The sequence below is a fragment of the Cryptosporangium arvum DSM 44712 genome (genome assembly GCF_000585375.1).
Classification (GTDB): Bacteria; Actinomycetota; Actinomycetes; order Mycobacteriales; family Cryptosporangiaceae; genus Cryptosporangium; species Cryptosporangium arvum.
In genome coordinates this window covers 2,758,403-2,784,448 of sequence record NZ_KK073874.1, presented here as the reverse complement: position 1 = coordinate 2,784,448, position 26,046 = coordinate 2,758,403, and the positions used below count along the sequence as shown (strand labels likewise).

General features: G+C 73.3%; 23 protein-coding genes. 11 read left to right on the top strand and 12 right to left on the bottom strand.

Features of this window, described 5'->3' with window-relative positions:
* Positions 1–74 precede the first annotated feature (74 nt).
* The 4 genes from CRYAR_RS12975 (at position 75) to CRYAR_RS12960 (ending at position 3,714) form a co-directional block, all read left to right on the top strand.
* Entirely contained in the window at positions 75–1,715 is a 1,641-nt protein-coding gene (locus CRYAR_RS12975) for an MDR family MFS transporter (RefSeq protein WP_084700423.1), read from the top strand.
* Between the two features lie 153 nt (positions 1,716–1,868).
* Positions 1,869–3,089 carry an inorganic phosphate transporter gene (locus tag CRYAR_RS12970; RefSeq protein WP_035850877.1) on the top strand — a complete coding sequence of 407 codons (1,221 nt, stop codon included), beginning with the start codon at positions 1,869–1,871 and terminating at the stop codon, positions 3,087–3,089.
* Between the two features lie 8 nt (positions 3,090–3,097).
* On the top strand, positions 3,098–3,400 hold the full coding sequence (locus tag CRYAR_RS12965; protein WP_035850875.1) for a hypothetical protein: 303 nt from the start codon (positions 3,098–3,100) through the stop codon (positions 3,398–3,400).
* A 2-nt stretch (positions 3,401–3,402) separates the two neighbouring features.
* Positions 3,403–3,714: a DUF3349 domain-containing protein gene (locus CRYAR_RS12960; protein WP_035850872.1), complete on the top strand. Its 312-nt coding sequence runs from the start codon at positions 3,403–3,405 to the stop codon at positions 3,712–3,714.
* Positions 3,715–3,803: 89 nt separating this feature from the next.
* Here the strand turns inward: CRYAR_RS12960 and CRYAR_RS12955 are convergent, their stop codons facing one another.
* Genes CRYAR_RS12955 through CRYAR_RS12935 form a run of 5 tightly spaced genes read right to left on the bottom strand, consistent with a single transcriptional unit; the run spans position 3,804 to position 10,139 of the window.
* Complete coding sequence (locus tag CRYAR_RS12955; RefSeq protein WP_051570098.1) at positions 3,804–5,324, bottom strand: Hsp70 family protein; 1,521 nt, start codon at positions 5,322–5,324, stop codon at positions 3,804–3,806.
* Between the two features lie 59 nt (positions 5,325–5,383).
* Complete coding sequence (locus CRYAR_RS12950) at positions 5,384–7,747, bottom strand: glycoside hydrolase family 65 protein (RefSeq protein ID WP_035850870.1); 2,364 nt, start codon at positions 7,745–7,747, stop codon at positions 5,384–5,386.
* The gene (locus CRYAR_RS12945) at positions 7,744–8,478 is read right to left on the bottom strand and encodes an HAD family hydrolase (RefSeq protein ID WP_035850867.1); all 735 of its coding nucleotides are present in this window, start codon (positions 8,476–8,478) and stop codon (positions 7,744–7,746) included. Before CRYAR_RS12945 ends, CRYAR_RS12950 begins: the two co-directional genes overlap by 4 nt.
* Before the next feature lie 40 nt (positions 8,479–8,518).
* A complete protein-coding gene (locus CRYAR_RS12940; protein WP_035850864.1) occupies positions 8,519–9,286 on the bottom strand; it encodes an SDR family NAD(P)-dependent oxidoreductase in 768 nt (255 codons plus the stop codon).
* A 34-nt stretch (positions 9,287–9,320) separates the two neighbouring features.
* The gene (locus CRYAR_RS12935) at positions 9,321–10,139 is read right to left on the bottom strand and encodes an acyl-CoA thioesterase (RefSeq protein WP_035850862.1); all 819 of its coding nucleotides are present in this window, start codon (positions 10,137–10,139) and stop codon (positions 9,321–9,323) included.
* Positions 10,140–10,281: 142 nt separating this feature from the next.
* Here CRYAR_RS12935 and CRYAR_RS12930 point away from each other — a divergent pair, with 142 nt between their 5' ends.
* Both CRYAR_RS12930 and CRYAR_RS12925 read left to right on the top strand, forming a co-directional pair.
* A complete protein-coding gene (locus CRYAR_RS12930; RefSeq protein WP_035850859.1) occupies positions 10,282–11,046 on the top strand; it encodes a crotonase/enoyl-CoA hydratase family protein in 765 nt (254 codons plus the stop codon).
* Positions 11,043–12,119 (top strand): CoA transferase, encoded by a 1,077-nt coding sequence (locus CRYAR_RS12925; RefSeq protein ID WP_035862102.1) that lies wholly within the window; start codon positions 11,043–11,045, stop codon positions 12,117–12,119. The genes CRYAR_RS12930 and CRYAR_RS12925 overlap by 4 nt, the downstream gene beginning before the upstream one ends.
* Here CRYAR_RS12925 and CRYAR_RS12920 read toward each other — a convergent pair.
* Both CRYAR_RS12920 and CRYAR_RS12915 read right to left on the bottom strand, forming a co-directional pair.
* On the bottom strand, positions 12,116–12,790 hold the full coding sequence (locus tag CRYAR_RS12920) for a response regulator (protein WP_035850856.1): 675 nt from the start codon (positions 12,788–12,790) through the stop codon (positions 12,116–12,118). The two genes, CRYAR_RS12925 and CRYAR_RS12920, sit on opposite strands and share 4 nt — an antisense overlap.
* Positions 12,787–14,355 (bottom strand): sensor histidine kinase, encoded by a 1,569-nt coding sequence (locus CRYAR_RS12915; protein WP_035850854.1) that lies wholly within the window; start codon positions 14,353–14,355, stop codon positions 12,787–12,789. The genes CRYAR_RS12920 and CRYAR_RS12915 overlap by 4 nt, the downstream gene beginning before the upstream one ends.
* A 176-nt stretch (positions 14,356–14,531) precedes the next feature.
* Between CRYAR_RS12915 and CRYAR_RS12910 the strand changes: the two genes are divergently transcribed.
* From CRYAR_RS12910 to CRYAR_RS12895, 3 genes are all read left to right on the top strand, one after another.
* Entirely contained in the window at positions 14,532–15,983 is a 1,452-nt protein-coding gene (locus CRYAR_RS12910; protein WP_084700421.1) for a cation:dicarboxylate symporter family transporter, read from the top strand.
* A 1,714-nt stretch (positions 15,984–17,697) separates the two neighbouring features.
* Positions 17,698–18,327, top strand: a complete 630-nt coding sequence (locus CRYAR_RS12900) for a CoA transferase (RefSeq protein WP_211247418.1) — start codon at positions 17,698–17,700, stop codon at positions 18,325–18,327.
* Positions 18,328–18,439: 112 nt separating this feature from the next.
* Positions 18,440–19,804 (top strand): amidohydrolase family protein, encoded by a 1,365-nt coding sequence (locus tag CRYAR_RS12895; RefSeq protein WP_035850850.1) that lies wholly within the window; start codon positions 18,440–18,442, stop codon positions 19,802–19,804.
* Here the strand turns inward: CRYAR_RS12895 and CRYAR_RS12890 are convergent.
* Entirely contained in the window at positions 19,793–20,695 is a 903-nt protein-coding gene (locus tag CRYAR_RS12890; protein WP_035850848.1) for an NADP-dependent oxidoreductase, read from the bottom strand. The genes CRYAR_RS12895 and CRYAR_RS12890 overlap by 12 nt on opposite strands.
* Positions 20,696–20,775: 80 nt before the next feature.
* Between CRYAR_RS12890 and CRYAR_RS12885 the strand changes: the two genes are divergently transcribed.
* Positions 20,776–21,276, top strand: a complete 501-nt coding sequence (locus CRYAR_RS12885) for a MarR family winged helix-turn-helix transcriptional regulator (RefSeq protein ID WP_157017620.1) — start codon at positions 20,776–20,778, stop codon at positions 21,274–21,276.
* Positions 21,273–22,343 (top strand): enoyl-CoA hydratase/isomerase family protein, encoded by a 1,071-nt coding sequence (locus CRYAR_RS12880; protein ID WP_051570096.1) that lies wholly within the window; start codon positions 21,273–21,275, stop codon positions 22,341–22,343. Before CRYAR_RS12885 ends, CRYAR_RS12880 begins: the two co-directional genes overlap by 4 nt.
* On the opposite strand, the gene CRYAR_RS12875 is transcribed toward CRYAR_RS12880, so the two are convergent.
* The 4 genes from CRYAR_RS12875 to CRYAR_RS12860 form a co-directional block, all read right to left on the bottom strand.
* Positions 22,319–23,101: an SDR family NAD(P)-dependent oxidoreductase gene (locus tag CRYAR_RS12875; protein WP_035850846.1), complete on the bottom strand. Its 783-nt coding sequence runs from the start codon at positions 23,099–23,101 to the stop codon at positions 22,319–22,321. The genes CRYAR_RS12880 and CRYAR_RS12875 overlap by 25 nt on opposite strands.
* 80 nt (positions 23,102–23,181) lie before the next feature.
* The gene (locus CRYAR_RS12870; protein ID WP_035850843.1) at positions 23,182–23,820 is read right to left on the bottom strand and encodes a response regulator; all 639 of its coding nucleotides are present in this window, start codon (positions 23,818–23,820) and stop codon (positions 23,182–23,184) included.
* Complete coding sequence (locus tag CRYAR_RS12865) at positions 23,811–24,950, bottom strand: sensor histidine kinase (protein WP_035850841.1); 1,140 nt, start codon at positions 24,948–24,950, stop codon at positions 23,811–23,813. The genes CRYAR_RS12870 and CRYAR_RS12865 overlap by 10 nt, the downstream gene beginning before the upstream one ends.
* Before the next feature lie 27 nt (positions 24,951–24,977).
* Positions 24,978–25,868 carry a DUF2889 domain-containing protein gene (locus tag CRYAR_RS12860; protein WP_245620685.1) on the bottom strand — a complete coding sequence of 297 codons (891 nt, stop codon included), beginning with the start codon at positions 25,866–25,868 and terminating at the stop codon, positions 24,978–24,980.
* Between the last annotated feature and the right edge of the window lie 178 nt (positions 25,869–26,046).

Below are 26,046 nucleotides of genomic sequence, written 5' to 3'. Positions count from 1 at the left end.
ATGTGCAAAGTTGCACACTGGGCAGTATTCTCCGGTTGCATCAGTCAAGCAATCAGTTCGGAGGGCGCGCGCCGATGACCGCGCAGACCGCACCACGATCGGCCTCCGGCGAGGCCATGACGCACCGCCAGACGCTGGAGGCGCTCTCCGGCCTCCTGCTGGTCCTCTTCGTCGCGATGACCAGCGCCACCGTGGTCTCCACCGCGCTGCCGACGATCATCGGCGCGCTCGACGGCAGCCAGTCGCAGTACACCTGGGTGGTGACCGCCAGCCTGCTCGCGGCCACCGCGACGACGCCGATCTGGGGCAAGCTCGCCGACCTGTTCAGCAAGAAGCTGCTGGTCCAGATCGCGATCGGGATCTTCCTGGTCGGCTCGGTCATCTGCGGTTTCGCGCAGAACGCCGGCGAACTGATCGCCGCGCGCGCCTTCCAGGGCCTCGGCATGGGTGGTCTGCAGGCGCTGGTGCAGGTCGTGATGGCCGCGATGATCCCGCCCCGCGAGCGCGGCCGGTACAACGGCTACCTCGGCGGCGTGATGGCGCTGGCCACGGTCGGCGGCCCGCTGCTGGGCGGCCTGATCGTCGACACCTCGTGGCTCGGCTGGCGCTGGTGCTTCTTCATCGGGGTGCCGATCGCGATCGTCGCGCTCGTCGTCCTGCAGCGGACGCTGTACCTGGCGGTCGTGAAGCGTGCGGGTGTCTCGATCGACTACCCGGGCGCGATCCTGATCGCCGGTGGCGTGAGCATCCTGCTGATCTGGGTGACGTTCGTCGGCGACACGTTCGCCTGGGTGTCCTGGCCGACCGCGGCGATGGTCGGCGGCGGCGTGCTCGTGCTGGCGTTCGCCACCTGGGTGGAGAGCCGGGTGAAGGAACCCGTGGTGCCGCTGCGCGTCATCGCCCAGCGCACCCCGGCGCTCGCGATCGTCGCCAGCCTCTCGGTCGGCATGGCGATGTTCGGCGGCGCGGTCTTCCTCGGTCAGTACTTCCAGATCGGCCGCGGCTACAGCCCGACCGAGGCCGGGCTGCTGACGATCCCGATGATGGCCGGCGTCCTGCTCTCCTCGACGATCTCCGGGCGGCTGATCACGGCGACCGGCACGATCAAGCCGTACATCGTCGGCGGCACGATCGTGCTGGTCGCCGGATTCGGCGTGCTCGGGACGATCGACCACCTCACCAGTCTGTGGCTGGTCGGCGTCGGCATGTTCCTGGTCGGTACCGGCGTCGGCATGTCGATGCAGAACCTGGTGCTGGTGGTCCAGAACACCGTGGCGCTCTCCGACCTCGGCGCGGCCAGCGGCGCGATCACGTTCTTCCGCTCGCTCGGCGGCACGATCGGCGTCTCGGTGCTCGGCGCGGTGCTCGCGAACAAGGTCACCACCGACATCACCGCCCACCTGCGTGCGGCCGGCGTGCCGGCGAGCGCCGGTGGCGACACCAGCACGCTGGACCTCAAGTCCCTGCCGCCGGCTTTCCAGGAGATCGTGCGCGCGGCCTACGGCGACGCCACCGGCCACATCTTCCTGATCGCCGCCGGGATCGCGGTGGTGGGGGTGCTGGCCGCGGTCGCGCTGCCGAAGGTCGAGCTGCGAACCACCGTCGACCTGGCCCGGGCCGACCGCGACCCCGACGAGGTCACCCCGCTCACCGAGGTCGCCGGGGGCGTCGGGGTGGAGGACGGGAACCGCACCGAGGGCGTCCGCCACCGCTGAGAGGCAGCCCCCGCTGAGACGCGGTCACGGGCTCCGCGCGGGAGGCGCGGAGCCCGTGACCGTCCCTCGCGGGGTTCCCGACCGAAGGTGAATTTCCGGCGAACTTCGCTCCCGATGCTTTTCGGGCATGGTTGGCACGCGCACCCTGAAAGCGTGACAGCCGCAACCGTCATTCTCGTGCTAGTCGTGGTCACGGCGTTGGCCTTCGACTTCACCAACGGGTTCCACGACACCGCGAACGCGATGGCCACGTCCATCGCCACCAAGGCGCTGCAGCCCAAGACCGCAGTCGCCTTATCCGGGATCCTCAACCTCATCGGCGCGTTCCTGTCCGTGGAGGTCGCCCTCACGGTCACCAACGCCGTGGTGAAGATCCAGAACAAGGACGGAACACCCAAGGACGCGCTCGTCGCCGACGGCGGCCAGGCGCTCCTGTTCATCGTGCTGGCCGGTCTGGCCGGCGGCATCATCTGGAACCTGCTGACCTGGCTGCTCGGCCTGCCGTCCAGCTCGTCGCACGCATTGTTCGGCGGCCTGGTCGGGGCCACGATCGCCGGTCTGGGCTTCAGCGGCGTCAACTGGAACGGCGACGGCAGCAAGCTCGACGGCGTCGTCGGGAAAGTGATCCTGCCCGCGTTGTTGTCGCCGGTGATCGCGTGTCTGATCGCCGCGGCCGGGACGTGGCTGATCTACGCGGTCGTCCGGGGCGTCGCCGAGCGCTACACGAACACCGGGTTCCGCTGGGGCCAGATCGGTTCCGCGTCGCTCGTCTCGCTCGCGCACGGCACCAACGACGCCCAGAAGACGATGGGCGTCATCACGCTCGCGCTCATCGCCAGCGGCCACTGGACCGACACCGAGAACATCCCGTTCTGGGTGAAGGCCTGCTGTGCGCTCGCGATCGCCCTCGGCACCTACCTCGGTGGCTGGCGGATCATCCGGACGCTCGGCAAGGGCCTGGTCGAGATCGCTCCCCCGCAGGGCATGGCGGCCGAGAGCGCGTCGGCCGCGGTCATCCTGACCTCGAGCCACCTCGGTTTCGCACTGTCGACCACGCACGTGGCGACCGGCTCCATCCTCGGAACCGGCATCGGGAAGCGGGGCGCGGAGGTCCGCTGGAAGGTCGCCGGCCGCATGGTGACGGCCTGGGTCATCACGCTGCCGAGCGCGGCGATCGTCGGCGCGCTGCTCTGGTACATCGGTGACGTCCTCGGCGGCGGTCTGTTCGGCGCGATCGTCGTCTTCGCGCTGCTCGTCGCGGCGGCCGGATACATGTACCACCGGTCGCGGCAGAAGCCGGTGCACGCGGGCAACGTCAACGACGAGTGGGACGGCGCGGACCGGCCCGCCGATCGCGCCACCGAGACGGTCTGAGGGACATCGTGAACAACGTGACGCTCGCCTTCGAGGCGGCCTGGAAAGTCCTGCTCATCGGCCTCGTGCTCGGCGCCGGCCTACCGACGCTGTTCGCGTTCGGCATCCGGACGATGGCCTGGGGCCAGGGCGGCTCGGCCGAGGTGGACACCGCGTCCGCGCCGCACCCCGCCGGCCGGGTCGTCGGGATCCTCTGCTTCGCGCTCGTACTACTCGCCGTGGTTCTGGGGATCACGTACATCGTCGCGTACGGGTTCGGCAAGGAACTGAGCTTCGAGCACGTCTACCCCACCATCCAGAACAAGGACTGACGATGAGCGAACCGCGCTCCAACTTCGTCGCCCGCGCCGTGGAGTGGCTCCGCGCCGGCTACCCGTCCGGTGTCCCGCGCCAGGACTACGTGGCGCTGCTGGGTCTGCTCCGGCGCAAGCTGACCGAGCACGAGGTCCGCTCGATCGCCGACGACCTCGCGCTCCTCGCCCTGCAGGGCGAGGAGATCACCACGGCCGACGTGGAGAAGCTGATCAACGAGGCGACGCTCGACCAGGCGTCCGAAGAGGACGTGGCCCGCGTCTCCGCCCACCTGGCGGCCGGCGGCTGGCCCCTGGCCGACGCCCCGGCCTAGGTGGGCGGCCCGCTGAGAGCGGCGTCGGCGCGCTGGACTGCCGCGCCGCTCTCAGCGGGCTCCAGGTCACTACGACGCCGCCGGCGCGGCTAAAGAACAAGGACGAACCCGGCGACGGCCAGTACGGCGACGATCGCCAGCAGGACCAGGAACCAGCCGAAGCGGGTCCAGGCCAGCGCCGCGCGCTCGTAGGGCTGGGACGGATCGCGGTGCGCGGCCGAGTGCAGCGGGGCGCGGCGTTGGTCCGGTACCTCCGGGATCGGGCGCAGGGCCGGGAGCGCGGCCAGGCCGGGCAGACCGTCCTCGGGCTGGCGCGGGGCGGGTAACGCGGCCCGGCGCGGTGGCGCGCTGATCTCGGCGACCGGGCGCCGCACCAGGCGGGCGGCGGCCCGGGCGACCCGGGTGAACGCACCCCCGGCCACCGGCAGTCGAGGCGGCGCCACCACCCGGGGTGGCCGCGGAACGCCCATCGCCGCTCCACCGGCGGCCGGCCGGGTACCGACCGGCAGCGCGAGGTCCGCGGCGAGCCGGCCGAGCGCCCCACCGGCCATCGCGAACGCGGGCGGGTCGGGCTGGACCGGCTCGATGCCCAGCGTGTCGCGCAGCGTCACCCACAGCGTGGGCAACGGCGCCGAGCCACCCACCAGGACGATCGCGTCGAGTTCCTCCGGCGTCACCTGCGCCTCGCGCAGCACCCGCGCGGTCACCCGGGCCACCCGGTCGGCCACCGGCCGGGCGAAGCGCTCCAGGTCGGCCCGGGTCAGCGGCACGATGTCGGCGGTGCCCGGCACCGAGACCGGCACGAACTCGGCCTCGTCGAGCGCTTCCTTGGCCGCGCGGACGTCGGCCCAGAACTCCCGCTGCGCGCGGCGCTGGTCGAGGGTGCGGGGGCGGTCGATCGCCCGCCAGATCTCGCGCCGCTGGCGACCGGCGGCCGCTGCGAGGTGGGCCGCGATCGCCGCGTCGATCCGGCGTCCGCCGACCGTGGGGTCACCGCCGACGGCCACGACCGCGAGCCGCCCCGACGACGGGGCCAGCACCGAGACGTCGAAGCCGCGCGCTCCGACGTCGACGACCACGAGGCGGCGTTCGACCGCCATCGACGCGCCGACCGCGGCCACCGCGGCGACCGGCTCGGGGATCAGCGTGACGTCGGCGAACCCGGCGTGCCCGGCGGCCTCGCGCAGCGTCTGCTGTTCGGCCGCCGCCCACCGGACCGGATAGGTCAGCGCGGCGGGCGGCACCGTGCCGAGCGTGGCCTCGGCCGACTTCGCCACCGCGGTCAGGACCCCGGCCAGCAGATCGGTCGGCGTGGTGTCGCGCTCACCGAGGCGGAACTTCTGCTCGGTGATGTGTCGCCGCGGCGCGGGCTCGAAGTGGTCGGGATCGGAGGCGGCGGCGCGCTCGGCGTCCCGGCCCACCCGGACCGTCCCGTCGGCGTCGAGCAACACGCCCGAGGGCAGCACCGGCTCACCGTCGAAGAGCAGCGGGCTGCTCCGGCCGTCGGGACGCCGGAGCAGCGCGACGGTGTTCGTCAGCCCCAGGTCGACGCCGAGCAGCGGCCCGGACCCAGCCGGGCGTAACGCCGAATCCTCACGAGAGCCAGACACACGGCACAGTATCCCGCTCGCGGATCAGTTATCGCGCGCGGCACGCGGTCTCGCGCCTTTTAGGACGAACCGCCGGCACGCAGACGCCGGACCAGCGGCTCCCGGCCGACCGGCTGCCGCACCGGTTCGACCGGGCCGAACGCCGGGATTCCGGCCGTGACCTCGGCCTTACCCACGGTCAGCCGCTCGCCGTGGTGCAACAGCTCCAGATCGGCCCCGTCGATCAAGCGGTAGCGGGCCTCCCCCGGGTGCACCTCCACCCGGAGCCGACGCCCGCGCCACCGGATCATGAACGCGATCCGGCTGAGCTCCTCCGGGAGCCGGGGCGCGAACGACAGGCCCGCCGCGAGGTGACGCAGGCCGCCGAACCCGGCGACGACACCGGACCACACCCCGGACAGCGCCGCGAGGTGCAGCCCGTGCTCGGTGTTGCCGGCCAGGTCGTGCAGGTCGAGCATGCCGGTCTCGCAGAGGTACTCGTAGGCCAGCCCGAGGTGGCCGGTCTCGGCGGCCAGCACGCCTTGGGTCGCGGCCGAGAGCGACGAGTCACGCACGGTGATCTGCTCGTAGTAGGCGAAGTTGCGCTGCTTCTGCTCGGGCGAGAACGCCTCCGGGCAGAGCTGCATCGCGAGCACCAGGTCGGCCTGCTTCACGACCTGCTTGCGGTACAGGTCGAGGTAGGGGAAGTGCAGCAGCAGCGGGTACTTCTCCGGTGGCGTCCCGCCGAAGTCCCAGAGCGCGTGCTCGGTGAAGTTCTCCGACTGCGCGTGCACCCCGCGCTTGGCGTCGAACGGCAGCACCATCGCGTCGGCCGCGTCCTGCCAGGAGGCGATCTCCTCGTGGCCGACGCCGAGTTCCGCGGCCTCGTCGGGATGGCGGCGGCAGACGTCGGCGGCGCCGCGGAGGTTGCGTTGCGCCATGAGGTTGGTGAACAGGTTGTTGTCGGCGATCGCGCTGTACTCGTCGGGGCCGGTGACGCCGTCGATGCGGAACCCGCCGTCGCCGTCGTGGTGCCCGACCGAGCGCCAGAGCCGTGCGGTCGCGGTCAGCAGCTCGAGCCCGACCGTCCGCTCGAACTCGTCGTCGCCGGTCGCTCCGACATGACGCAGGACGGCGTCGGCGATGTCGGCGTTGACGTGCAGCGCGGCGGTGCCGGCCGGCCAGTAGCCGGAACACTCCTGGCCGCGGATCGTGCGCCACGGGAACGCCGCGCCCTCGAAACCGAGCTGCTGGGCCCGCTCGAGCGCCAGCGGCAGCGTCTCGCGGCGCCACCTCAGCGCGTGCGCGGCGGCGTCGGGCACGGTGTGGCTGAGCATCGGCAGCACGAACGTCTCGGTGTCCCAGAACGTGTGGCCGTCGTAGCCCGGGCCGGTGAGACCCTTCGCCGGGATCGCGCGCCCCTCGGCGCGGGCCCCGGCCTGCAGCACGTGGAACAGGCCGAACCGCACCGCCTGCTGCAGCTGCGGATCGCCTTCCACCTCGACGTCCGCGCCGGCCCAGAACTCGTCGAGGTACGCGCGCTGCTCGTCGAGCAGGCCGTCCCACCCGGTGTAGCGGGCCGCGGTGAGCGCGGCGCGCACCTGGTCGTTGAGCGCCGGCATCGAGCGCCGGGACGACCAGCCGTAGGCCAGGTACTTGACGATCCGCAGCGAGCGGCCGGGGGCCAGCCGGCAGATCACCGTGGTGCGGCCGATGTTCTCGCTCGAGCTCGAGTGCGTCTCGGTGCCGGCCGGGCCGTGGACGTCGTGGTCCGTCGCCGCAGCCATCCGCAGGCCGGTGCCGCGCAGGCTGTGCAGCAGCGTCGCACCGGTGGTGTTGTCGGTGTGCACCTCGGGCACCAGCGGCCGGGCCAGCGCCGCCTCGATGCGTGGGTCGTCCTCGGCCGCCGGCAGGTCCTCGTTCGCGAACAGCTCGGACTGCAGGACGAGCTGGACCGGCTCGTCACCCGCGGTGACCGTGTAGCTGATCGCCGCGATCGAGCGCTGCACCAGCGAGACCAGCCGCTCGGAGCGCAGCCGCACCGCCTTGCCCGCCGGGGAGACCCAGTGCAGGTCGCGGGTGAGCAGGCCGGTGCGGAAGTCGAGGACCCGCTCGTGCTCGACGACCTGCCCGTAGCGGACGTCGAGCGGCTCGTCGTCGACCAGGAGCCGGATCAGCTTGCCGTTAGTGACGTTGACGATGGCCTGCCCCGACTCCGGGTAGCCGTAGCCGCCCTCGGCGTACGGTAACGGCCGCAGCTCGCAGAACGAGTTGAGGTACGTGCCCGGCAGCCCGTGCGGCTCGCCCTCGTCGAGGTTGCCGCGCAGGCCGATGTGACCGTTGGACAGCGTGAACACCGATTCGGAGACGCCGAGCCGGTCGAGGTCGACCGAGGGCTCACGCACCGCCCACGGCTCGACCGCGAACGGCGAGTCCCCGATCACGAGAGGTCCTGCAGGTCGGTGAGCGCGGTGACGACGACGTCGGCCCCGTGCTCCGTGAGCGCGGCGGCCTGGCCCACCCGGTCCACGCCGACGACGAATCCGAACCCGCCTGCGCGGCCCGCCTCGACCCCGGACAGCGCGTCCTCGAACACCGCGGCCTCGCCCGGGGCGACGCCGAGCAGGTCGGCTCCGGCCAGGAACGTGTCCGGGGAGGGCTTGCCGGCCAGGCCCCGCTCGGCCGCGACCACGGCGTCGACACGCGTGTCGAAGAGCGGCGCCAGCCCGGTCACCTCGAGCACCTGCTGGGCGTTCGCGCTGGACGTGACCACCGCCCGGGGCAGGCCGGCCGCCCGCAGCGCGGTGACGTACGCCACCGCGTCGTCGAACACCTCGACGCCCTCGTCCTCGATCAGCCGCAGCACGAGCGTGTTCTTCGCGTTCGAGAGCCCGAGCACGGTGTGGTCGGCGAGCGTGTCGTCCGGCGTCCCCTCCGGCAGGTCGATCCCCCGTGACACCAGGAACGCGCGCGTGCCGTCCAGCCGCTTGCGGCCGTCGACGTAACGCACGTAGTCGTCCTCGATGCCGAACGGCCGCTGATCGGGCGCGTAGTCGGCCAGGAACCGGTCGAACATCGTCTTCCACGCCGTGGCGTGCTGCGCGGCGGTGCGCGTGACCACGCCGTCCAGGTCGAACAGGCAAGCCCGGATCGTGGGCGGTAATCCCAGCGTCATGCGCCCCAGCCTAGGCAGACGGGACTACCGCCCCTCGAACTCAGAACGTCCCGCCGTCGACCACCAGGCGGACGTCGTTCACGTACGACGCGGTGACCAGGAACAGCACGGCCTCGGCGACCTCCTCGGGCTGGCACATGTGCCGGAACGGCGAGCGCTCCTCGCGTTCGCGCAGGTCCATGTCCGAGAGCCGGGCGAAGTTCAGCCCCATGTCGGTCGCGACCAGCCCGGGCGCGACGACGTTCACGTGCACACCGCGGCTGCGTTCCTCCTTCGCGACGGTGTGGGCCAGCGCCTCGGTCGCCGCCTTGCCCATCGAGTGCGGGGCGCGGTTGGCCGGGTGGGTGTCGGTCGCGACGCTCGAGATGAACACCAGGTCCGAGCGTTTGTTCCGGCGCAGGTGCGGGAGGGCCGCGTGGGCGACGTGGTGCGGCCCGAACGCGTGCACGCGCAGCATCCGCTCGAGCTCGGCCGGGTCGGTCTCGACGACCGGGTCGCCGGTGCCCGCGGTGCCCGCGTTGCTCACCACGAGGTCGAGTCCGCCCAGGTCGCGGGCGGCCGCTTCCATCTGCCAGGCGACGTCGGCCGGGATCACGACCGAGCCCTGGTAGGACCGGCCGACGCGGCCGCGCGCGGTGATCTCGTCGACGGTGGTCGCGGCGGCGGCGGTGTCGCGGTTGAACGTGATCGCGACGTCCGCGCCGGCGTCGGCCAGTGCGAGCGCGATCGTCCGGCCGATCCCGCGGCTCCCACCGGTGATGAGCGCGCGCCGCCCGGCCAGGGGCGAAGGTGAGCCAGAAGTCTCCACACCCCAATAATGGACTATTCGGGCATAAAGTTCCCTACCGGGTGAAGATGCTGCGTTCGCGGGAACGGAACAGGGCCTCCTGCGCGATCGTCGCCCCCAGCACACCGTCGGCCGATCGGATCGTGCCGGTGTAGAAGCCGCGGCCGTGCGCGGTCGAGTGCCCCTGCAGGTCCATCAGCACCCACTCGTCCAGCGGGATCGGGCGGTGGAACCAGAGCGCGTGGTCCAGGCTCGACCCGGACGAGGAGCTCTCGTCGTGGTACGGCGCCAACCCGGTCGAGATGTCCGACAGGTAGGTCAGCACGCAGGCGTGGGTCAGCGCGTCGGAGGGCAGGTCGGCCACGCACCGGGCCCACCACCGCGTCGGCCACTCGCTGCCCGGGTGGGGCGCGGGCGGCAACGCGCCCAGCATCGAGAACATCCGCGGCATCGGGCCGGTTCGCAGCGTCGACGGGTGCGGGACGTCGGGCGCGGGCACCACGTCCCGGTCGGCCCCGTCCTCGACCACGTGGAACGAGCACGACATCGTGAAGATGACCTCGCCGTCCTGCGCCGCGACGACCCGGCGGGCCGAGTACGACCGCCCGTCCCGGTCCTGCTCGACCCGGAAGTCCGTCGGGCGGCCGGCGTCACCGCCGCGCAGGAAGTAGCCGTGCAGCGAGTGCGGCGACCGGCCGTCCGGGACGGTGAGCCCGGCGGCACGCAGCGCCTGCGCCGCGACCTGGCCGCCGTAGAGCGGGAAGTCCTCGTCGAAGACGGTGCCGGCGCGGTAGAGACCGGGCTCGAGCTCGTCCAGCGCGAACAGGTCGAGGATCGTCGGCGCACCCGTGGTCGTCTGCGTCACGACCCGCACGCTAGCCCGCCGTTTGCCCGGTAAATGGGCGCTGTGACCGCTCTCTCACGAGTTTCCGGTCAGAGCTGACCGGATCCCCGGGCGGCGCCTGCCGACTCCCGATACGTTGCCTGAAAGCATCCAACGGCGGAAGGCTGTTCACGTGAGCGACGAGGTGCAGGTCGAACACGCCGACGGCGTATCGATCATCACGATCAACCGTCCGAAGGCCCGGAACGCGATAAACGGCGCGGTGTCGGCCGGGATCTCGGCCGCGCTCGACGAGCTGGACGAACGGGACGACCTGACGCTGGGCATCATCACCGGTGCCGGCGGCTCGTTCTGCGCCGGGATGGACCTCAAGGCGTTCGTCGCCGGCGAGAACCCGAGCGACGAGAAGCGCGGCTTCGGGGGCATCACGGCGCTGCCGCCCCGCAAGCCGGTCATCGCCGCGGTCGAAGGCTGGGCGCTGGCCGGCGGCTGCGAGGTCGCGCTGGCCTGCGACCTGATCGTCGCCGCCGAGGACGCGAAGTTCGGCATCCCCGAGGTGAAGCGCGGGCTGGTCGCGGCCGCGGGCGGGCTGGTGCGCCTCCCCCGCCGGATCCCGCCGGCCGTCGCGATGGAGCTGGCGCTGACCGGTGACCCGCTGAGCGCCGCCGACGCGCACAAGTACGGCCTGGTCAACTCGCTGACGCCGTCCGGAGGCGCGCTCGAAGGGGCCAAGGCGCTCGCGGCCCGGATCGCCGCCAACGGCCCGCTCGCGGTCGCCGCGTCGAAGCAGCTGATCGTCCAGTCGCAGGACTGGACCGACGCCGAGCTGTGGCAGAAGCAGGGCGCGATCGTCGGGCCGGTGATGGCGTCCGAGGACGCCCGCGAGGGCTCGATCGCGTTCGCCGAGAAGCGCGCTCCGGTCTGGAAGGGCCGCTGATGGGTCCGCTGACCGGTCTCAAGGTCATCGAGCTGGCGGGCATCGGACCGGGCCCGCACGCCGCGATGGTGCTCGCCGACCTGGGCGCCGACGTCGTCCGCGTCGACCGGCCACCGGCGTCGGGCGGCGAGGCCTCCGACCAGACGCTGCGCAACCGCCGCTCGGTCGCGCTGAACCTGAAGGACGCCGAGGACAAAGCGACGCTGTTGCGCCTGATCGAGCAGGCCGACGTGCTGCTCGAGGGCTACCGGCCGGGCGTCACCGAACGCCTGGGCATCGGCCCGGACGACTGCGCCGCGGTCAACCCCCGGCTGGTCTACGCCCGGATGACCGGCTGGGGCCAGGACGGGCCGTGGGCGCACACCGCCGGCCACGACATCAACTACATCTCGGTGACCGGTGCGCTGCACGCGATCGGCCGCCCCGGCGAGCGGCCGGTGCCACCGCTGAACTACGTCGGTGACTTCGGCGGCGGCTCGATGCTGCTGCTCGTCGGCATCCTCTCGGCGTTGTTCGAACGTCAGCAGTCGGGCCGGGGCCAGACCGTCGACGCCGCGATGGTCGACGGCGCGACCCTGCTCTCCCAGATGTTCTGGTCGTTCCGGGCCGTGGGCGTGTGGAGCGACGAGCGGGGCGTCAACCTGCTCGACGGCGGCGCACCCTGGTACGACACGTACGAGTGCGGCGACGGACGGTACGTGGCCGTCGGCGCGCTCGAGCCACAGTTCTACGCGGCGCTGCTGACCGGTCTGGCGATCGACGTGCCCGACCGCGACGACCCCGCGAACTGGCCGGAGCTGCGCAAGCGCTTCACCGAGGCGTTCGCCACCCGGACGCGGGACGAGTGGGCGGCGATCTTCGACGGCACCGACGCGTGCGTCACCCCGGTGCTGACGTTCGCGGAGGCGCCCGCGCATCCGCACGTGGCCGCGCGCGGCACGGTCGTCGAACCGAACGGCGTACCCCAGGCCGCCCCGGCACCGCGCTTCTCCCGGACGTCACCCGGCGCGCCCACCGCTCCCCCCGGCCCCGGCCGGGACAACGCCGACGTCCTCCGGGACTGGCTCGGCTAGGCGTTCCAGGTGTACTCGAGCTCGGGGCGACCGGCGCGGCCGTAGCGGGCCGCGCGGGTCGCCAGCCCGGCGTCGGTGAGGTGCTCCAGGTACCGGCGCGCGGTGATCCGTGACATCCCCAGGTCCTCGGCGATCTCGCTGGCCGAGACCGGCACGTCGGCCGCCCGGAGCGCGGCCGTCACCGCGTCCAGCGACTCCGGGCTCATCCCCTTGGGCAGGCCGGTCTGCCCGCGGCCGTGCAGCAGCGCGAGCGCCCGGTCCACCTCGTGCTGACCGCTCAGCACGCCACCCCCGGCGAGCTTCGACCGGTACGCGGCGTACTGCTCGAGCTTCTCCGCGAACGTGGCGAACACGAACGGCTTGATCAGGTACTGGACGATGCCGAGCGAGACCGCCGCCCGCACGGTGTTCAGGTCCCGGGCGGACGTGACGGCCACGACGTCGGCGCGGTGCCCGCGGGCGCGCATCCGGCGGCAGATGTCCAGGCCGTGCATGTCCGGCAGGTGCATGTCGAGCAGCACCAGGTCGATCGGCGCACGCCCCATCTCACGCAGCGCGTCGGCGGCCGTGAGGGCCTTCCCGGCCACCGTGAACCCCGCTACCCGCTCCACGTACGCCGCGTGCGCGTCGGCGGCGATCGGATCGTCCTCGACGACGAGCACCCTGATCACGACGTGGTGACCCGGGCCCGCGTCGGCAGCCGGACCGTGAACACCGCGCCGGCGTCCCCGGTGACGTCGATCGTCCCGCCGTGCCGGTGCACGGCCTGCCCGACCAGCGCGAGCCCCAGCCCGCGGCCGATCAGCCGCTCGTCGGTCTTCGTCGACCAGCCCCGCGCGAACGCCTGCTCGACCTGCTCGGCGTCCAGCCCGGTACCGGAATCGGCCACCTCGAGCACGAGCTCCTCCCCGACCACCCAGGCCGCCACTTCGACCCGGCGCGGTGGCGGCGCGGCCACCGCCGCGTCCACCGCGTTGTCGATCAGGTTGCCGACGATCGTCACCAGGTCCCTCGGGTCGGCGACGCCGGGCGGCACCGCTGCCTCCGGGTCGAGCACCAGCTCGACGCCCCGCTCCGAGGCCTGCGCCACCTTACCGAGCAGCAGCGCGACGAGCACCGGCTCCTCCACCGCCTCGACCACCCGGTCGGCCAGCTGCTGGCTCAGCGCGAGCTCGCCGGTCGCGAACTCCAGCGCGTCGGTGACCCGGCCCAGGCCGATCAGCGAGACGACCGTGTGCAGCCGGTTCGCGGCCTCGTGCGCGGCCGAGCGCAGCGACTCGGCGAACCCGCGGACCGAGTCCAGCTCGCCGGTGAGCGCCTGCAGGTCGGTGTGGTCGCGCAGGGTGACGACGCTGCCGCCGGCCGCCCTGCGCTGGTTGACGACCAGGACCCGGTCCCCGGTGAGGTGCAGCTCGTCGGTCTGGTCCTCCCCCTTGCTCAGCGACGCGCCCAGCGGCAGGTCGGCGACCGGGAGGCCCACCACGTCGGCGGGCAGGCCCAGCAGCCGCCGCGCCTCGTCGTTGACGAGCTGGACCCGTCCCTTGTCGTCGAGCAGCAGCAACCCCTCGTGAACGGCGTGCAGCACGGCGTCGTAGTAGGCGTACATCCGGCTGAGCTCACGCGGGCCCAGGTCGTGGGTCTGGCGGCGCAGCCGCCGGGTGACCAGCCCGGTGCCGCCCGCGGCGACCAGCAGCGCCAGCCCGCCGGCCAGCGCGAGCAGCGGCAGCTGCCCCTGCAGGCTCCGGTCGATCGCGCTGCGCTTGATGCCGACCGAGACCAGCCCCAGCACCCGGCCGTCGGCCCGGATGGGCACCACCGCGCGCACGGACGGCCCGAGCGTGCCGGTGTAGGTCTCGGTGAGGTCCTCGCCGCGCAGCCCCGCGTCGATGTGTCCGAGGAACTTGCCGCCGATCTGCGTGGTGTCGGGGTGGCTGTAGCGGATGCCGTCGGTGTTCATCACGACGACGAAGTCCGTGCCGGTCGCCCGGCGCACGGCCTCGGCGTCCGCTTGGAGCACCGAGGTCGGGTCCGGCAGGCTCAGCGCGGCACGCACGTCGGGGGTCGCGGCCACCCCGCGGGCGATCGCGAGGGCCCGGGTGGCGGCGTTCTCCTCGGTCGAGTGCTCGGCCTGCACGACCGCGGCTCCCAGCCCGGCCGCCACCACCACGGTCACCACCGCGATCTGGAGCGCGAACAACTGCCGCGCGAGGCTCCATTCCTGCGGTCGTAAGGCCATGATCGCAATGTACAGAACAGTGACGGGTGTCACTCCGACCGCGATTCTGGGCTCCAACTACTGAACGCTTTTCCATCTCACGTCACCCGGATGGCTGAACACGGCCCGTAGGGGTCGGTCGAAAAGCATTCAGCCGCAGTGCCGTCGTCGACACCGCGCAGAAAGAAGGCCCCCACATGTCCACCACCGCTGACGCCCCGCCCGGCGACACGCCCCCTCCTGGTGACACGCCCCCGCCCGGCAGCACACCCCCGCCGCGCGACGAGAACCCGCCGCAGCCGCCCGCACCCCGCAAGCGGGACCGGACCCACTTCCTCTACATTGCGGTCATCGTCGCCGTCGTGCTCGGCGCCACCGTCGGGCTCATCTGGCCCGACCTTGGCAAGGAGCTCAAGCCGCTCGGCACCGGCTTCGTCAACCTGATCAAGATGATGATCGGCCCGGTCATCTTCTGCACGATCGTCCTGGGCATCGGGTCGATCCGCAGCGCCGCCGCCGTCGGCAAGGTCGGTGGCCTCGCGCTCGGCTACTTCCTGACGATGTCGACGTTCGCGCTGGCCATCGGCCTGGTCGTCGGCAACATCATCCAGCCGGGTTCCGGCCTGGACCTCTCCGGCAACGCCGACGCCGGCAAGGACCTGGCCGCCGACGCCGAGGGCACGACCACCGAGTTCCTGCTCGGCATCATCCCCGAGACGATGGTCTCGTCGCTGACCTCGGGCGTCGTGCTCCAGGCGCTGTTCGTGGCGCTGCTCGTCGGCTTCGCGATCCAGGCGATGGGCCGCACCGGGGAACCGATCCTGCGCGGCATCGGCTACTTCCAGAAACTCGTGTTCCGAGTGCTGGCGATGATCATGTGGGTCGCCCCGATCGGCGCGTTCGGCGCGATCGCCGCGGTGGTCGGCGAGACCGGCTGGGACGCGCTCACCGCGCTGCTCCAGGTCATGCTCGGCTTCTACATCACCTGCGCGATCTTCGTGTTCGGCATCCTCGGCACGATCCTCTGGTTCGGCGCGCGGATCAACATCTTCTCGCTGCTGAAGTACCTGGCCCGCGAGTTCCTGCTGATCCTGTCGACGTCCTCGTCGGAGTCGGCGCTGCCGCGGCTCATCGCGAAGATGGAGCACTTCGGCGTCTCCCGGCCGGTCGTCGGCATCACGGTGCCCACCGGTTACTCGTTCAACCTGGACGGCACCGCGATCTACCTGACGATGGCGTCGCTGTTCATCGCCGACGCCCTGGGCCAGCCGATGTCGATCAGCGAGCAGATCGGCCTGCTGCTGTTCATGATCATCGCGTCCAAGGGAGCGGCGGGCGTCACCGGCGCCGGTCTCGCCACGCTCGCCGGTGGTCTGGCCTCGCACAAGCCCGCGCTGCTCGACGGCGTCGGCCTGATCGTCGGCATCGACCGCTTCATGTCCGAGGCGCGCGCGCTCACGAACTTCGCCGGCAACGCGGTCGCGACCGTGCTGATCGGCAACTGGACCGGCGCGTTCGACCGCGACCAGGCCGCGCGGGTACTGGCCGGTGACGCTCCGTTCGACGAGGCGACGATGGTCGACGACGACCACCACGGCGGTGGCCAGGCGTCCGAGCCGGAGCCGGCGCTGGCCGGGGCCAAGGGGTAGCAGCCGTCCGCCGTCGCCGAGGGCACCCGGCGGCGGCGGGCCTCTCCACTCGGGTGGAGTGCGCCTTCGCGCCCCCACCCGCGCGGACGGCCGGTTCGCCGGTACCGCCCCGGTCAGCTGCCGGGGAACCACGGGCCGTTCGCAGCACCGCGTGGCACCCGGGCCCGGCCTCTCTGGTCCGGGTGCCACGTATGTTTTTCCGGTGAGCCCGTTCCCGGCCCGCTGCGCGCCGCCGCCCCACGACGAGGAGCGCCACCTCGCGACTTTGCTCCCGGCCGCGAGGTTTTCGGATGCCGGGTTTCCGGGCGCTCCGTTCCCGGCCGGCGTCTCAGCCTCCCTGCTCCCGGCCGACGTCCAGGCTGGTGCGGCCCCGCTCTCCGGCGACGCGTCCCCGCTTCCTGGCGATCCGGCTCGGCTCCCTGGCGGTCCGGCCCTGTTCGCGGCCGACGTTCCGGCCGGTGCGACCGGGGAGTGCGCGGTGGAGACCTGGTTCTCGTGGGGGCTGGGGGAACTGACCGGCGCACCGGACGGTCCGCCCACCGCTCCGACGGCACCGGTCGCGGCCCGGGTGCGGGCCGTCGTCTCCGCGCTCTCCGGGCTCCCGGTAGACGTCGGTCACGTGCTCACCGGCCGCGCGGCGCTGCACGGGTGGAGCCGAGCCGGACAGGTCTCGGTGAACGGAAGTTGCCGCCTTCTCCGCACACCCGACGGCTGGCTGGCGGTGAACCTGTCCCGCCCCACCGACCTGGAGCTGCTCCCCGCACTGCTGGAAGCCGAGCCGGAAACCGGGCCGGGCGCCGACCACTGGTCCACCCTCGAATCCGCCGCCGCGACCCGGCCGGCCGCCGAGCTGGCGGCCCGCGCCCAGCTCCTGGGCATCCCCGCCGCCGTTCCCGGCAGCGCCGCCCACCTGGCACCCCTCCGCGTCACCCGCCCGGGCGAGCCGCTCGGCCAGCGCGACAGGGAGCCCGATCGACTCGACCCAACGCTCGACCGGCCCAGCGGAGCGCTAGGACCCGACGCAACGCACGCAACTGGTGGAACGCATAGGACTGGTGGAACGCGTGGGACTGGCGGCACGCAAAGAGTTGGTGGGGCTCACGGATCCGGCGGAACGCACGAAACCGATGGGACGCCGGAAACCGGCGAGGCGCTGGGTAACGATGGGGCGCACGGAACTAGCGGGACGGATGGGACTGGCGGCACGCAAGGAGCTGATGGGGCTCACAGACCCCGCGGAACACACGAAACCGATGGGACGCCGGAAACCGGCGAGGCGCTGGGTAACGATGGGGCGCACGGAACTAGCGGGACGGATGGGACTGGCGGCACGCAAGGAGCTGATGGGGCTCACGGACCCGGCGGCGTGCACGGAACCGGCGGCGTGCACGGAACCGGTGAGGTGCTCAGGCCCAGTGGGACCCGCGTGACCGGTGAGGCGCTCGGACTCAATGAGGTACTCGAGCCCCGTGAAACCCCCGAACCCCATAAGGATCTCGAACCCCGCGAGATACCCAAACCTCACCAGGCACCTGAACCCCACCAGACGCTCAGAACCCACGAGGTGCCCGAACCCCACCAGGTGCCCGAACCCCACCAGGCATCCGAACCCCACCAGACACCTGAACCCCACCAGACACCTGAACCCCACCAGACACCTGAACCCCGTCAGACACCCGGATCCAACGAGACGCCCGGGCTCAGTGGAGCGGTGGTGTTGGATCTGTCGGCGATGTGGGCCGGGCCGCTCTGCGCGCACCTCCTCGGGCGGGCCGGGGCGCAGGTCGTGAAGGTCGAGGACGTCGGGCGGCCGGACGGGGCCCGGTTCGGGCCGCCGGAGTTCTACGACGGGCTGCACACGGGCCACGCGAGCGTCGTCCTCGACTTCGCGACCCCCGCCGGGCGGGCCGCGCTGACCGGGCTGGCCGCCGAGGCCGACGTCGTCGTGGAGAGCAGCCGTCCCCGGGCCCTGCGCCGGCTCGGGCTCGTCGCCGAGGACTGGCTCGCCGCCCGACCCGGCCGCACCTGGATCTCGATCACCGGCTACGGCCGCGACGACGCTGAGCAGCGGGTGGCGTTCGGGGACGACGCCGCCGTCGCCGGTGGGCTGCTCGCGGAGGCTCCCGACGGCTCCCCGGTGTTCTGCGGCGACGCGATCGCCGACCCCCTCACCGGGCTGTTCGCCGCGGCGGCCGCGTTGGCGTCGGTCCGCGCCGGGGGAGGCCACCTGCTCGACGTCGCGATGGCCGGGGTCGCCGCCGACATGAACCGCGCGGGAAACACCCCGCGCCACTCCCACCACCGCTCCCCCGACGGCACCCTCCACCACGGCCGCCCACGATGACCCGAGGCACGGAGGCAGCCCCGCGGACGATCCGAGGCACGGAGACAGCCCCGCGGACGATCCGAGGCACGGAGACAGCCCCGCGCGCGACCCGAGGCACGGAGACAGCGCCGTGTTGATCCGTCGCGCGGAGGTCGACGGGATCGACGGGATCGATGTGCGGATCGGTGGGGGCCGCGTCGTCGAGGTCGGGGCCGGGCTCGCGCGGCGGAACGGGGAGCCGACCGTGAACGCCCGGGGCGGGGCGTTGCTCCCCGGCCTGCACGATCACCACGTCCATCTGCGTGCCTGGGCCGCGGCCCGGTCGTCGGTGCGGCTGGCCGACGTCCGTACCCCGGCCGAGTTCGACCGCCAGGTCCGGGACGCGGCGGCCCGCGCCGACGGCTGGGTGCGTGGCGTCGGCTGGCACGAGAGCACCGCGGGTGACCTCGACCGGCACCGCCTCGACGCGCTGACCGGTGACCGTCCGACCCGGATCCAGCACCGCACCGGCGCGCTCTGGGTGCTCAACAGCGCGGCCCTGGCCCGGACCGGCGCGGCGGGCAGCACGGTCGACGGGATCGAGCGCGATCCGGCCGGCGAACCCACCGGCCGGCTCTGGCGCGCCGACGACTGGCTCCGTGAGCGCACCGCGCCGGCCCGCGACCCGTTCCCGGCGACGCTGGCCGCGCTGGCCGCCGAAGCCACCCGGTTCGGCGTCACCCGCTGGACCGACGCGACCCCCGGCCGTTCGGACGCCGAGACCGACGCCCTCGCCGCCGGGTGGTCCGCGCGTTACCCGGAGCTCGTGGTGATGTCACCGCCCGGCACGCGGACCGACGTCCCGGGGCTGCGGCGCGGGCCGCACAAGATCGTGCTCGACGACCGCACGCTGCCCTCCCCCGGCGAGCTGGCCGCGATCATCGGGGAGAGCCACGCGGCCGGCAGCCCGGTGGCGGTGCACTGCGTCACGGCCGAGCAGCTGGTGACGTTCGTCGCCGCGCTCGAGGAGGCCGGCCCGGTCCGCGGCGACCGGGTCGAACACGCCGGGATCGTCCCGCCGGGCCACGCCGCCCGGCTCGCCGCGCTGCGCGTCGCGGTGGTGACCAACCCGGGGTTCCTGGCCGACCGCGGTGACGCCTATCTGCGGGACGTCCCGGCACCCGAGCGGGACTGGCTCTACCCGGTGCGGTCCCTGCTCGACGCGGGCGTCACGGTGGCCGCCGCCACCGACGTCCCGTTCGGCCCCGCCGATCCCTGGGTGGCCGTCGCCGCCGCGACCACCCGCCGCACGGGCTCCGGCGTAGTGCTCGGCCCGGACGAACGCGTGTCGCCCGCGACCGCGCTGGCCCTCTTCCTCACCGACCCCGACCACGGCGGGCACCGGCGGCGGGTGGCGGTGGGGCAACCGGGTGACCTGTGCCTCCTGCACACCCCGCTGGCCGTGGCGCTGGCCGAGCCGTCCGCGGAGCAGGTCCGCGCGGTGCTACGGGACTAGCACGACCTTGCCCGCGAGCCTTCCGGCCTCCGCGCGCTCGTGCACCGACGCCAGGTCGCTCAGCGGCAACCGCTCGGCGACGTCGAGCTCGAGCTCCCCGGCGTCGAGCAGGGCGACGAGCGCGGCCAGCCGCTCGGCGTCCGCACGCACGAACATCCGCGTCGCACGCACGGGCGCGTCCGGCGGTGGCTCGGTCGACGCGGTCACGTACACCCCGCCCGGCGCGACCGCCGCCACCAGCGCGGCGTCCGACCGCGGCACGACGTCGAACACCACGTCGACCGGTTCGGTGAGCGCGTCGGCGACCGGCCCCGCGGTGTGGTCGACGACCTGCGCCGCGCCGTAGCGGTGCGCGCGGGGAGCGCTGCGCGGGCTCGCGGACGCGATCACGTGCGCCCCGGCGCGCGCGGCCAGCTGCACCGCGTACCCGCCGACCGTTCCACCGGCGCCGTTGACCAGCACCCCCTGCCCCGCGCGCACCCCGGCGTGCTCGAACAGGCCCTGCCAGGCGGTGAGGGCGCCGACCGGGAACCCGGCCGCGTCGGCCAGCGGCACGCCGCTCGGGGCTGCGGCCAGCACCGCCTCGTCGACGACCGCGTACTCCGCCGACGCCCCGTCCTCCATCATGGATAACAGCCCGATCACCGCGTCGCCGGGCGCGAACCGGCCGCCCGACACGACGGTTCCCGCCACCTCCATCCCCGGCGTGCAGGGAAGCGTCAGTGGGAACGCCCGGCGCATGGCCCCGGAGCGGATCACGGCGTCGACCGGGTTGAACGTGGTGGCGGCGACACGCACCAACGCCTGCCCCGCCGCCGGCTCCGGCGGCTCGACGTCCATGACCTCCAGCACCGACGGCGCCCCGTACTTCGCGTAACGCACTGCCTTCACGGCCCACTCCTCTCGTCGCTATGCTTCGAACTCGAAGCACATGACCGACCGTAGCATGCTTTGAATTCGAAGCAAGTAGAATGGACGGCGTGACGGACGGAGCAGGGCTGGACCCGGCCGAACTCGGCGCCTACTTCGCGCTCGAGGAGGTCAGCAGCCTGCTCGCCCACGCGATCGAGCAGCACCTGCGCGGCGAGGGCTTGACCAGCGTCCAATTCAAGGTCTTGATGCAGTTGTTCGACGCCCCCGGCGGGCAGTTGCGGATGACCGACCTGGCCGACGGCCTGGTCGTGAGCCGGAGCGGGCTCACCTATCAGGCCGGGCTGCTGGAGAGGGCCGGGCTGATCGCGCGGGCACCCTCCCCCGACGACGAGCGCAGCACGACGGTCAGCCTCACCGCGGCCGGCCGGGACCGGATCTTCACCGTCCTGCCCGGACACGTGGAGGTCGTCCGGAGGTTGCTGCTCGACCCGCTCCCGCGCGAGGACCTGAGCGCGCTCAGCGGCCTGCTCACGCGCGTCCGCGACCACATGCGCGCCGATCCGCCGCGCTCGGCCACCCCGAGGAGCCGGAAGAAGTGAACGTCCGCGACCTGCTCGACGCGCTCGGCGACCCGGGAGCGCCGGAGACGTTCTCGGCGGCGCTCGGCGAACCGGTGCTCGCGATCGACGTGCCGGACGCGGCGTCGGCGGCCGGGCTGGCGATGATCGTCGACCCGAGCCGGTCGGTCACCGACCTGCGTGCCCTGCCGTGCGTGACCGTGCTCGTCGTGCCGGACCCGGCGGTGTTCGCCGGGGCCGGGCACGTGCCGCTGATCCTCGGCGACGTCCTGCTCACCGACGATCCGGACGCGCCGCGCCCGTACGTCACGCCGGCCGACGGGAGCGCCGGTGGCCTCGCCGCGCTACGCACCACCGCGGCCGCGAACCCGCTCGCGGCGGCCGCCCTGGCCCTGCTGCTCCGCTCGGCCGAAGGGCTCGACGTCCCGGCCGGGCTGGTGTCCGAGTCGGCGACGTACTCGACGCTCCAGGCCGGCGCGGAGTTCGCGCGCTGGCGCGCGGGCCGGCCGCCGAGGCCGGCCGGTTCCGACGGCGACCGGGTCCTGGTCGAGCGGGCGGGGGACGTCCTCCGGGTCACGATGACCAGGGCCGCGCGACGCAACGCGCTCGACGCGGCGATGCGCGACGCCCTCACCGAGGCGTTCGCGCTGGCCGCCGCCGACCCGGCGGTGACGCTGGAGCTGCGCGGCGACGGCCCGGACTTCTGCGCCGGTGGCGATCTGGACGAGTTCGGCACCCGCCCCGACCCGGCCGTCGGCCACCTCACCCGGCTCACGCGCAGCCCCGCCCGGCTGCTGCACGGCGTGGCCCGACGCGCGACCGCTCACCTGCACGGCGCCTGCCTCGGCGCCGGCATCGAGCTACCCGCCTTCGCCGGCCGGGTGGTGGCCGGGCCCGACACGTCAATCGGGCTGCCGGAAGTGTCGCTGGGCCTGGTGCCGGGGGCCGGGGGCACGGTGAGCCTGCCGCGCCGGATCGGCCGCCAGCGCACGGCCTGGCTCGGTCTCTCCGGCCGCCGCCTGGACGCCACCGGAGCCCTGCGCTGGGGCCTGGTCGACGAGGTTCAGGGCACGATCGCGTCCACGTAACCGCCGTCGACCCGGACCGCGCCGCCGGTCGTCGCGGAGGCCAGATCGGACGCCAGGTACGCGACGAGGTTCGCGATCTCCGGCGGTTCGATCAGCCGCTGCAGCAACGACTGCGGACGGTGCTCGCGCATGAACTGCCGCTGCGCCTCGTCCCACGGCAGGTCGTCGCCGACCAGTTCGGACACGAACTCCTCCACGCCGCCGGTGTGCGTCGGCCCCGCGAGCACGGAGTTCACGGTCACGCCGGTGCCGGCGGCGGCCTTCGCGAAGCCGCGCGACACCCCGAGCAGCGCCGTCTTCGTAACCCCGTAGTGCACCATCTCGACCGGCGTGACCACCGACGAGTCGCTGCTGATGTACATCACCCGGCCCCACCCGCGGTCCATCATCCCGGGCAGGTAGGTGCGGGTGAGGCGCACGCCCGACAGCACGTTCACCTCGAAGTACCGGCGCCACTCGTCGTCGGAGACCTCGAGCACCGGCTTGGCGCCGAAGATGCCGAGGTTGTTGACCAGGATGTCGAGGTCGGGCGCGGCCTCCGACACGGCGTCGCAGCCCTCGGCCGACGCCACGTCGGCCACCACGCCACGCACGTTCGCGCCCCCGATCGAGGCGACCGCCGCCTCGACCCGGTCGGCCGAGCGGCCGTTGACGAGCACCTCGGCCCCGGCCGCCGCCAATCCGGCGGCGATCGCGTGGCCGATGCCCTGGGTGGATCCGGTGACCAGCGCGCGCCGGCCCGAGAGGTCGATGTTCATGCGGAGACCATTCCCCGCCTCCGCCGCCCGCACGCGGCCGCGGTCCACCCGGAGTCGGCACCGGCAGCGGGCCGGGACGTTCAGGCCCCCAGGTGACGCAGCACCGCGAGCACGCGGCGGCTGTAGCCGCCCTCGGCCGACAGGCCCAGCTTCTCGAAGATCGCGTTGACGTGCTTCTCCACCGCGCTCTGCGAGATCGAGAGCTCGGTGCCGATCCGGCCGTTCGTCTGTCCCTGCGCCATCCGCGCGAGCACCTCGCGCTCCCGGACGGTGAGCGCGGACACCGGGTAGGCGGGGCGGGCGAGCAGCTGACGCACGACCTCGGGGTCGAACGCCGCGCGCCCCTCCCCGACCCGGGCCAGCGCGTCGAGGAACTCCTCCACCCGCACGACCCGGTCCTTCAGCAGGTAGCCGATGCCCGAGGCGGTGCGGCCCAGCAACTCGGTCGCATACCGCTTCTCGACGTACTGCGACAGCACCAGCACGCCCACGTCCGGCCACTCCGCGCGGATCCGCAGCGCCGCACGCAGCCCCTCGTCGGTGTGGGTGGGGGGCATCCGCACGTCGACGACGACCACGTCGGGCCGGTCGCGAGCCACCGCCACCAGCAGTTCGTCCGCGGTGCCCACCGACGCCACGACCTCGTGCCCCTCGTCGGTGACCAGCCGTTCGAGCCCGACCCGGAGCAGCGCGGAGTCCTCGGCCAGCATCAACCGCACGGCAGGACCGCCTCGATCGTCGTCGGGCCGCCGGCCGGGCTGTCCACGCGGAACCGCCCGTCGAGCGCGGTCACCCGCCGGTCGAGCCCGGTGAGGCCCGCACCGCCCGGGGCCGCTCCGCCGAGCCCGTCGTCGCGGATCGTCACCGCCAGCTCGTCGGCGCTGCCGCGCACCCGCACCTCCACGCGGGACGCCGACGCGTGTTTCACCGCGTTCGTCACCGCCTCGCTGACCACGAAGTACGCGACGGTCTCCACCGGGGGCGCCGGCCGGTCGTCGAGCTCGACGTCCAGCACGACCGGCACCGGCGACCGGTCGGCCACGGTCTCCAGCGCGGCCGGCAGGCCACCGGCGTCCAGCGCGGCCGGGAAGACCCGCCAGGACACCTCACGCAGCTCCACGAGCGCGTCCGCCGCCTCGTCGTGGGCCTGACGCAGCAGGGCCGCGAGCTTGGCGTCGGCGGAGGGCAGGCGCCGGGCGCGGCCGAGCAGCATGCCCACCGCCACCAGCCGCTGCTGGACGCCGTCGTGCAGGTCCCGTTCGATCCGGCGACGTTCCGCGTCGACCGCGGCGACCACCTCCGAGCGCGCGGTGGACAGTTCCGCGATCCGCCGCTCGTAGGCGGCACCGGGGCCGGGGCCGAGCAACCGGTCAGCCGTCCACCGGTCGATCCGGCCCACCGCGAGGATGCCCTCGACGTTCAGGAACGCCAGCACCGCGGCCAGCCCGGCGAGGTAGACGACGGTGAACGGGGTGGCCTCGATGTCGTCGACCGGCCACCCCACCACCCAGCCGACGATCAGCGCCACCACCGTGGCCGCGCCCCAGAGCAGCAGGCCCCAGAGCAGGCCGCCGAACGAACCGATCGCGGCCCGTGCACCCTGGTAGGCCACCGCGCGCGCACCGCAGACCTCCCCGGCGACGCCGGGCCCGAGGAACCGGTGCACCCGCCGCCGATCGAGCGCGGTCAGCCGGATGGCGGCGCGTTCGATCCGGGGCCGTCCCCGCCCCGCCGTGACCGCCAGGACGATGCCCGCCACGACCAGGAACCCGAGCGCGAGCAGACCGGTGAAACCGCCGAGGCCCACACCCACCGACGTCCGGGCCACCCGCGCCGCCACGCTCCGCATCCCTCGACCGTACGGCTCGGCCCGGCGTCAGCGCACTGCGGAAAACCACACCAGCGCCGGGACGTCCGCCAGCTGTCGCATCTGGTCGTTGAGGTGCGTGCACGTCGACACACCGGTGAATTCGCGACGCACGGCCGGCCGCAGCTCACGCACCGGCCGCCCGGCCAGGCGCTGGGCGCTCGCGGCCGCGGACGGGCACTCGATCCACGGCAGCACCCGCGGGGTCGCGACGACGTCCACGATCCGGAAGTCGTCCGGGTCGACGCGACCACTCAGCGTGTACTCGTGGACGACCGTCTCGTGCCCGTCCGCGTCGACGTGCGAATCCCGGTACAGGCTGTCCAGCCGCAGTACCCCGTCCTCGTCCCAGACGTCCAGCCGGCGCGCCCGGCGCAGGGCGAGCGGCGTCAATGGCGGCCGCTCGTGCCAGGCCAGGTCGTCCGCGGACGCCAGGTCGGGGGCCTCCGGGCCGGTCACCGCGGGGACGATCCGGTCGCGGGTGATCTCCAGCATGATCGTGCCGTCGCTGCGCCAGCCGGAGCAGAGGTCGGTCTGGGGCAGGTGCACCGGACCGTCTCCGCCGACCGGAACCGCGCCGAACGCGACGCCGCTCACCAGCGTCGCCACCGGGAAGTCGTCGAGCAGCAGGTGCAGCCGGCTGGCGTCGGCGTACTGCTCGGGCAGCACCTCCTGCACCCGGCGGCGGAACCCCGCGGCCACCGACGCCCCGAGCAGCTCCGTGAGCCGGCCGTCGGGCGGGTCGGCGCAGAGGGCCGTCAGCCGCCAGCCGCCGTGGTAGTCGATCTCGGCCGACAGGTGGGTCTCGGCCGCGACCGGGTTCCCGTCCGGGTCGGTCCGCAGGTCCCGGGCCCGCGCGTCGACGACGACCGCACCGGGCAGCCCGTCGGGTCGCAGCATGTCCACGGTGCTCGTCCGCCGCACCGAACCGGGGCGCCGGCCCGGGCTCCCGGACGTCGGCCGGTGGATCCCGTGACGCGGGTGCATCCCTCCTTCTTACGCGCTCCTCCCCCGGGTGCGTAAGAGAGTGAGGTCACACGACTCGGGCGGGCCACGGAAGCCCGTGACCCGCCCGTCG

Excerpts from the sequence above, each read along its gene's own strand:
- CRYAR_RS12960 (WP_035850872.1), top strand. The coding sequence starts at position 3,403 with ATGAGCGAACCGCGCTCCAACTTCGTCGCCCGCGCCGTGGAGTGGCTC.
- CRYAR_RS12865 (WP_035850841.1), bottom strand. The coding sequence starts at position 24,950 with ATGCGGAGCGTGGCGGCGCGGGTGGCCCGGACGTCGGTGGGTGTGGGC.
- CRYAR_RS12860 (WP_245620685.1), bottom strand. The coding sequence starts at position 25,868 with ATGCTGCGACCCGACGGGCTGCCCGGTGCGGTCGTCGTCGACGCGCGG.
- CRYAR_RS12915 (WP_035850854.1), bottom strand. The coding sequence starts at position 14,355 with ATGGCCTTACGACCGCAGGAATGGAGCCTCGCGCGGCAGTTGTTCGCG.
- CRYAR_RS12975 (WP_084700423.1), top strand. The coding sequence starts at position 75 with ATGACCGCGCAGACCGCACCACGATCGGCCTCCGGCGAGGCCATGACG.
- CRYAR_RS12885 (WP_157017620.1), top strand. The coding sequence starts at position 20,776 with ATGGACGGCGTGACGGACGGAGCAGGGCTGGACCCGGCCGAACTCGGC.
- CRYAR_RS12910 (WP_084700421.1), top strand. The coding sequence starts at position 14,532 with ATGTCCACCACCGCTGACGCCCCGCCCGGCGACACGCCCCCTCCTGGT.
- CRYAR_RS12945 (WP_035850867.1), bottom strand. The coding sequence starts at position 8,478 with ATGACGCTGGGATTACCGCCCACGATCCGGGCTTGCCTGTTCGACCTG.
- CRYAR_RS12875 (WP_035850846.1), bottom strand. The coding sequence starts at position 23,101 with ATGAACATCGACCTCTCGGGCCGGCGCGCGCTGGTCACCGGATCCACC.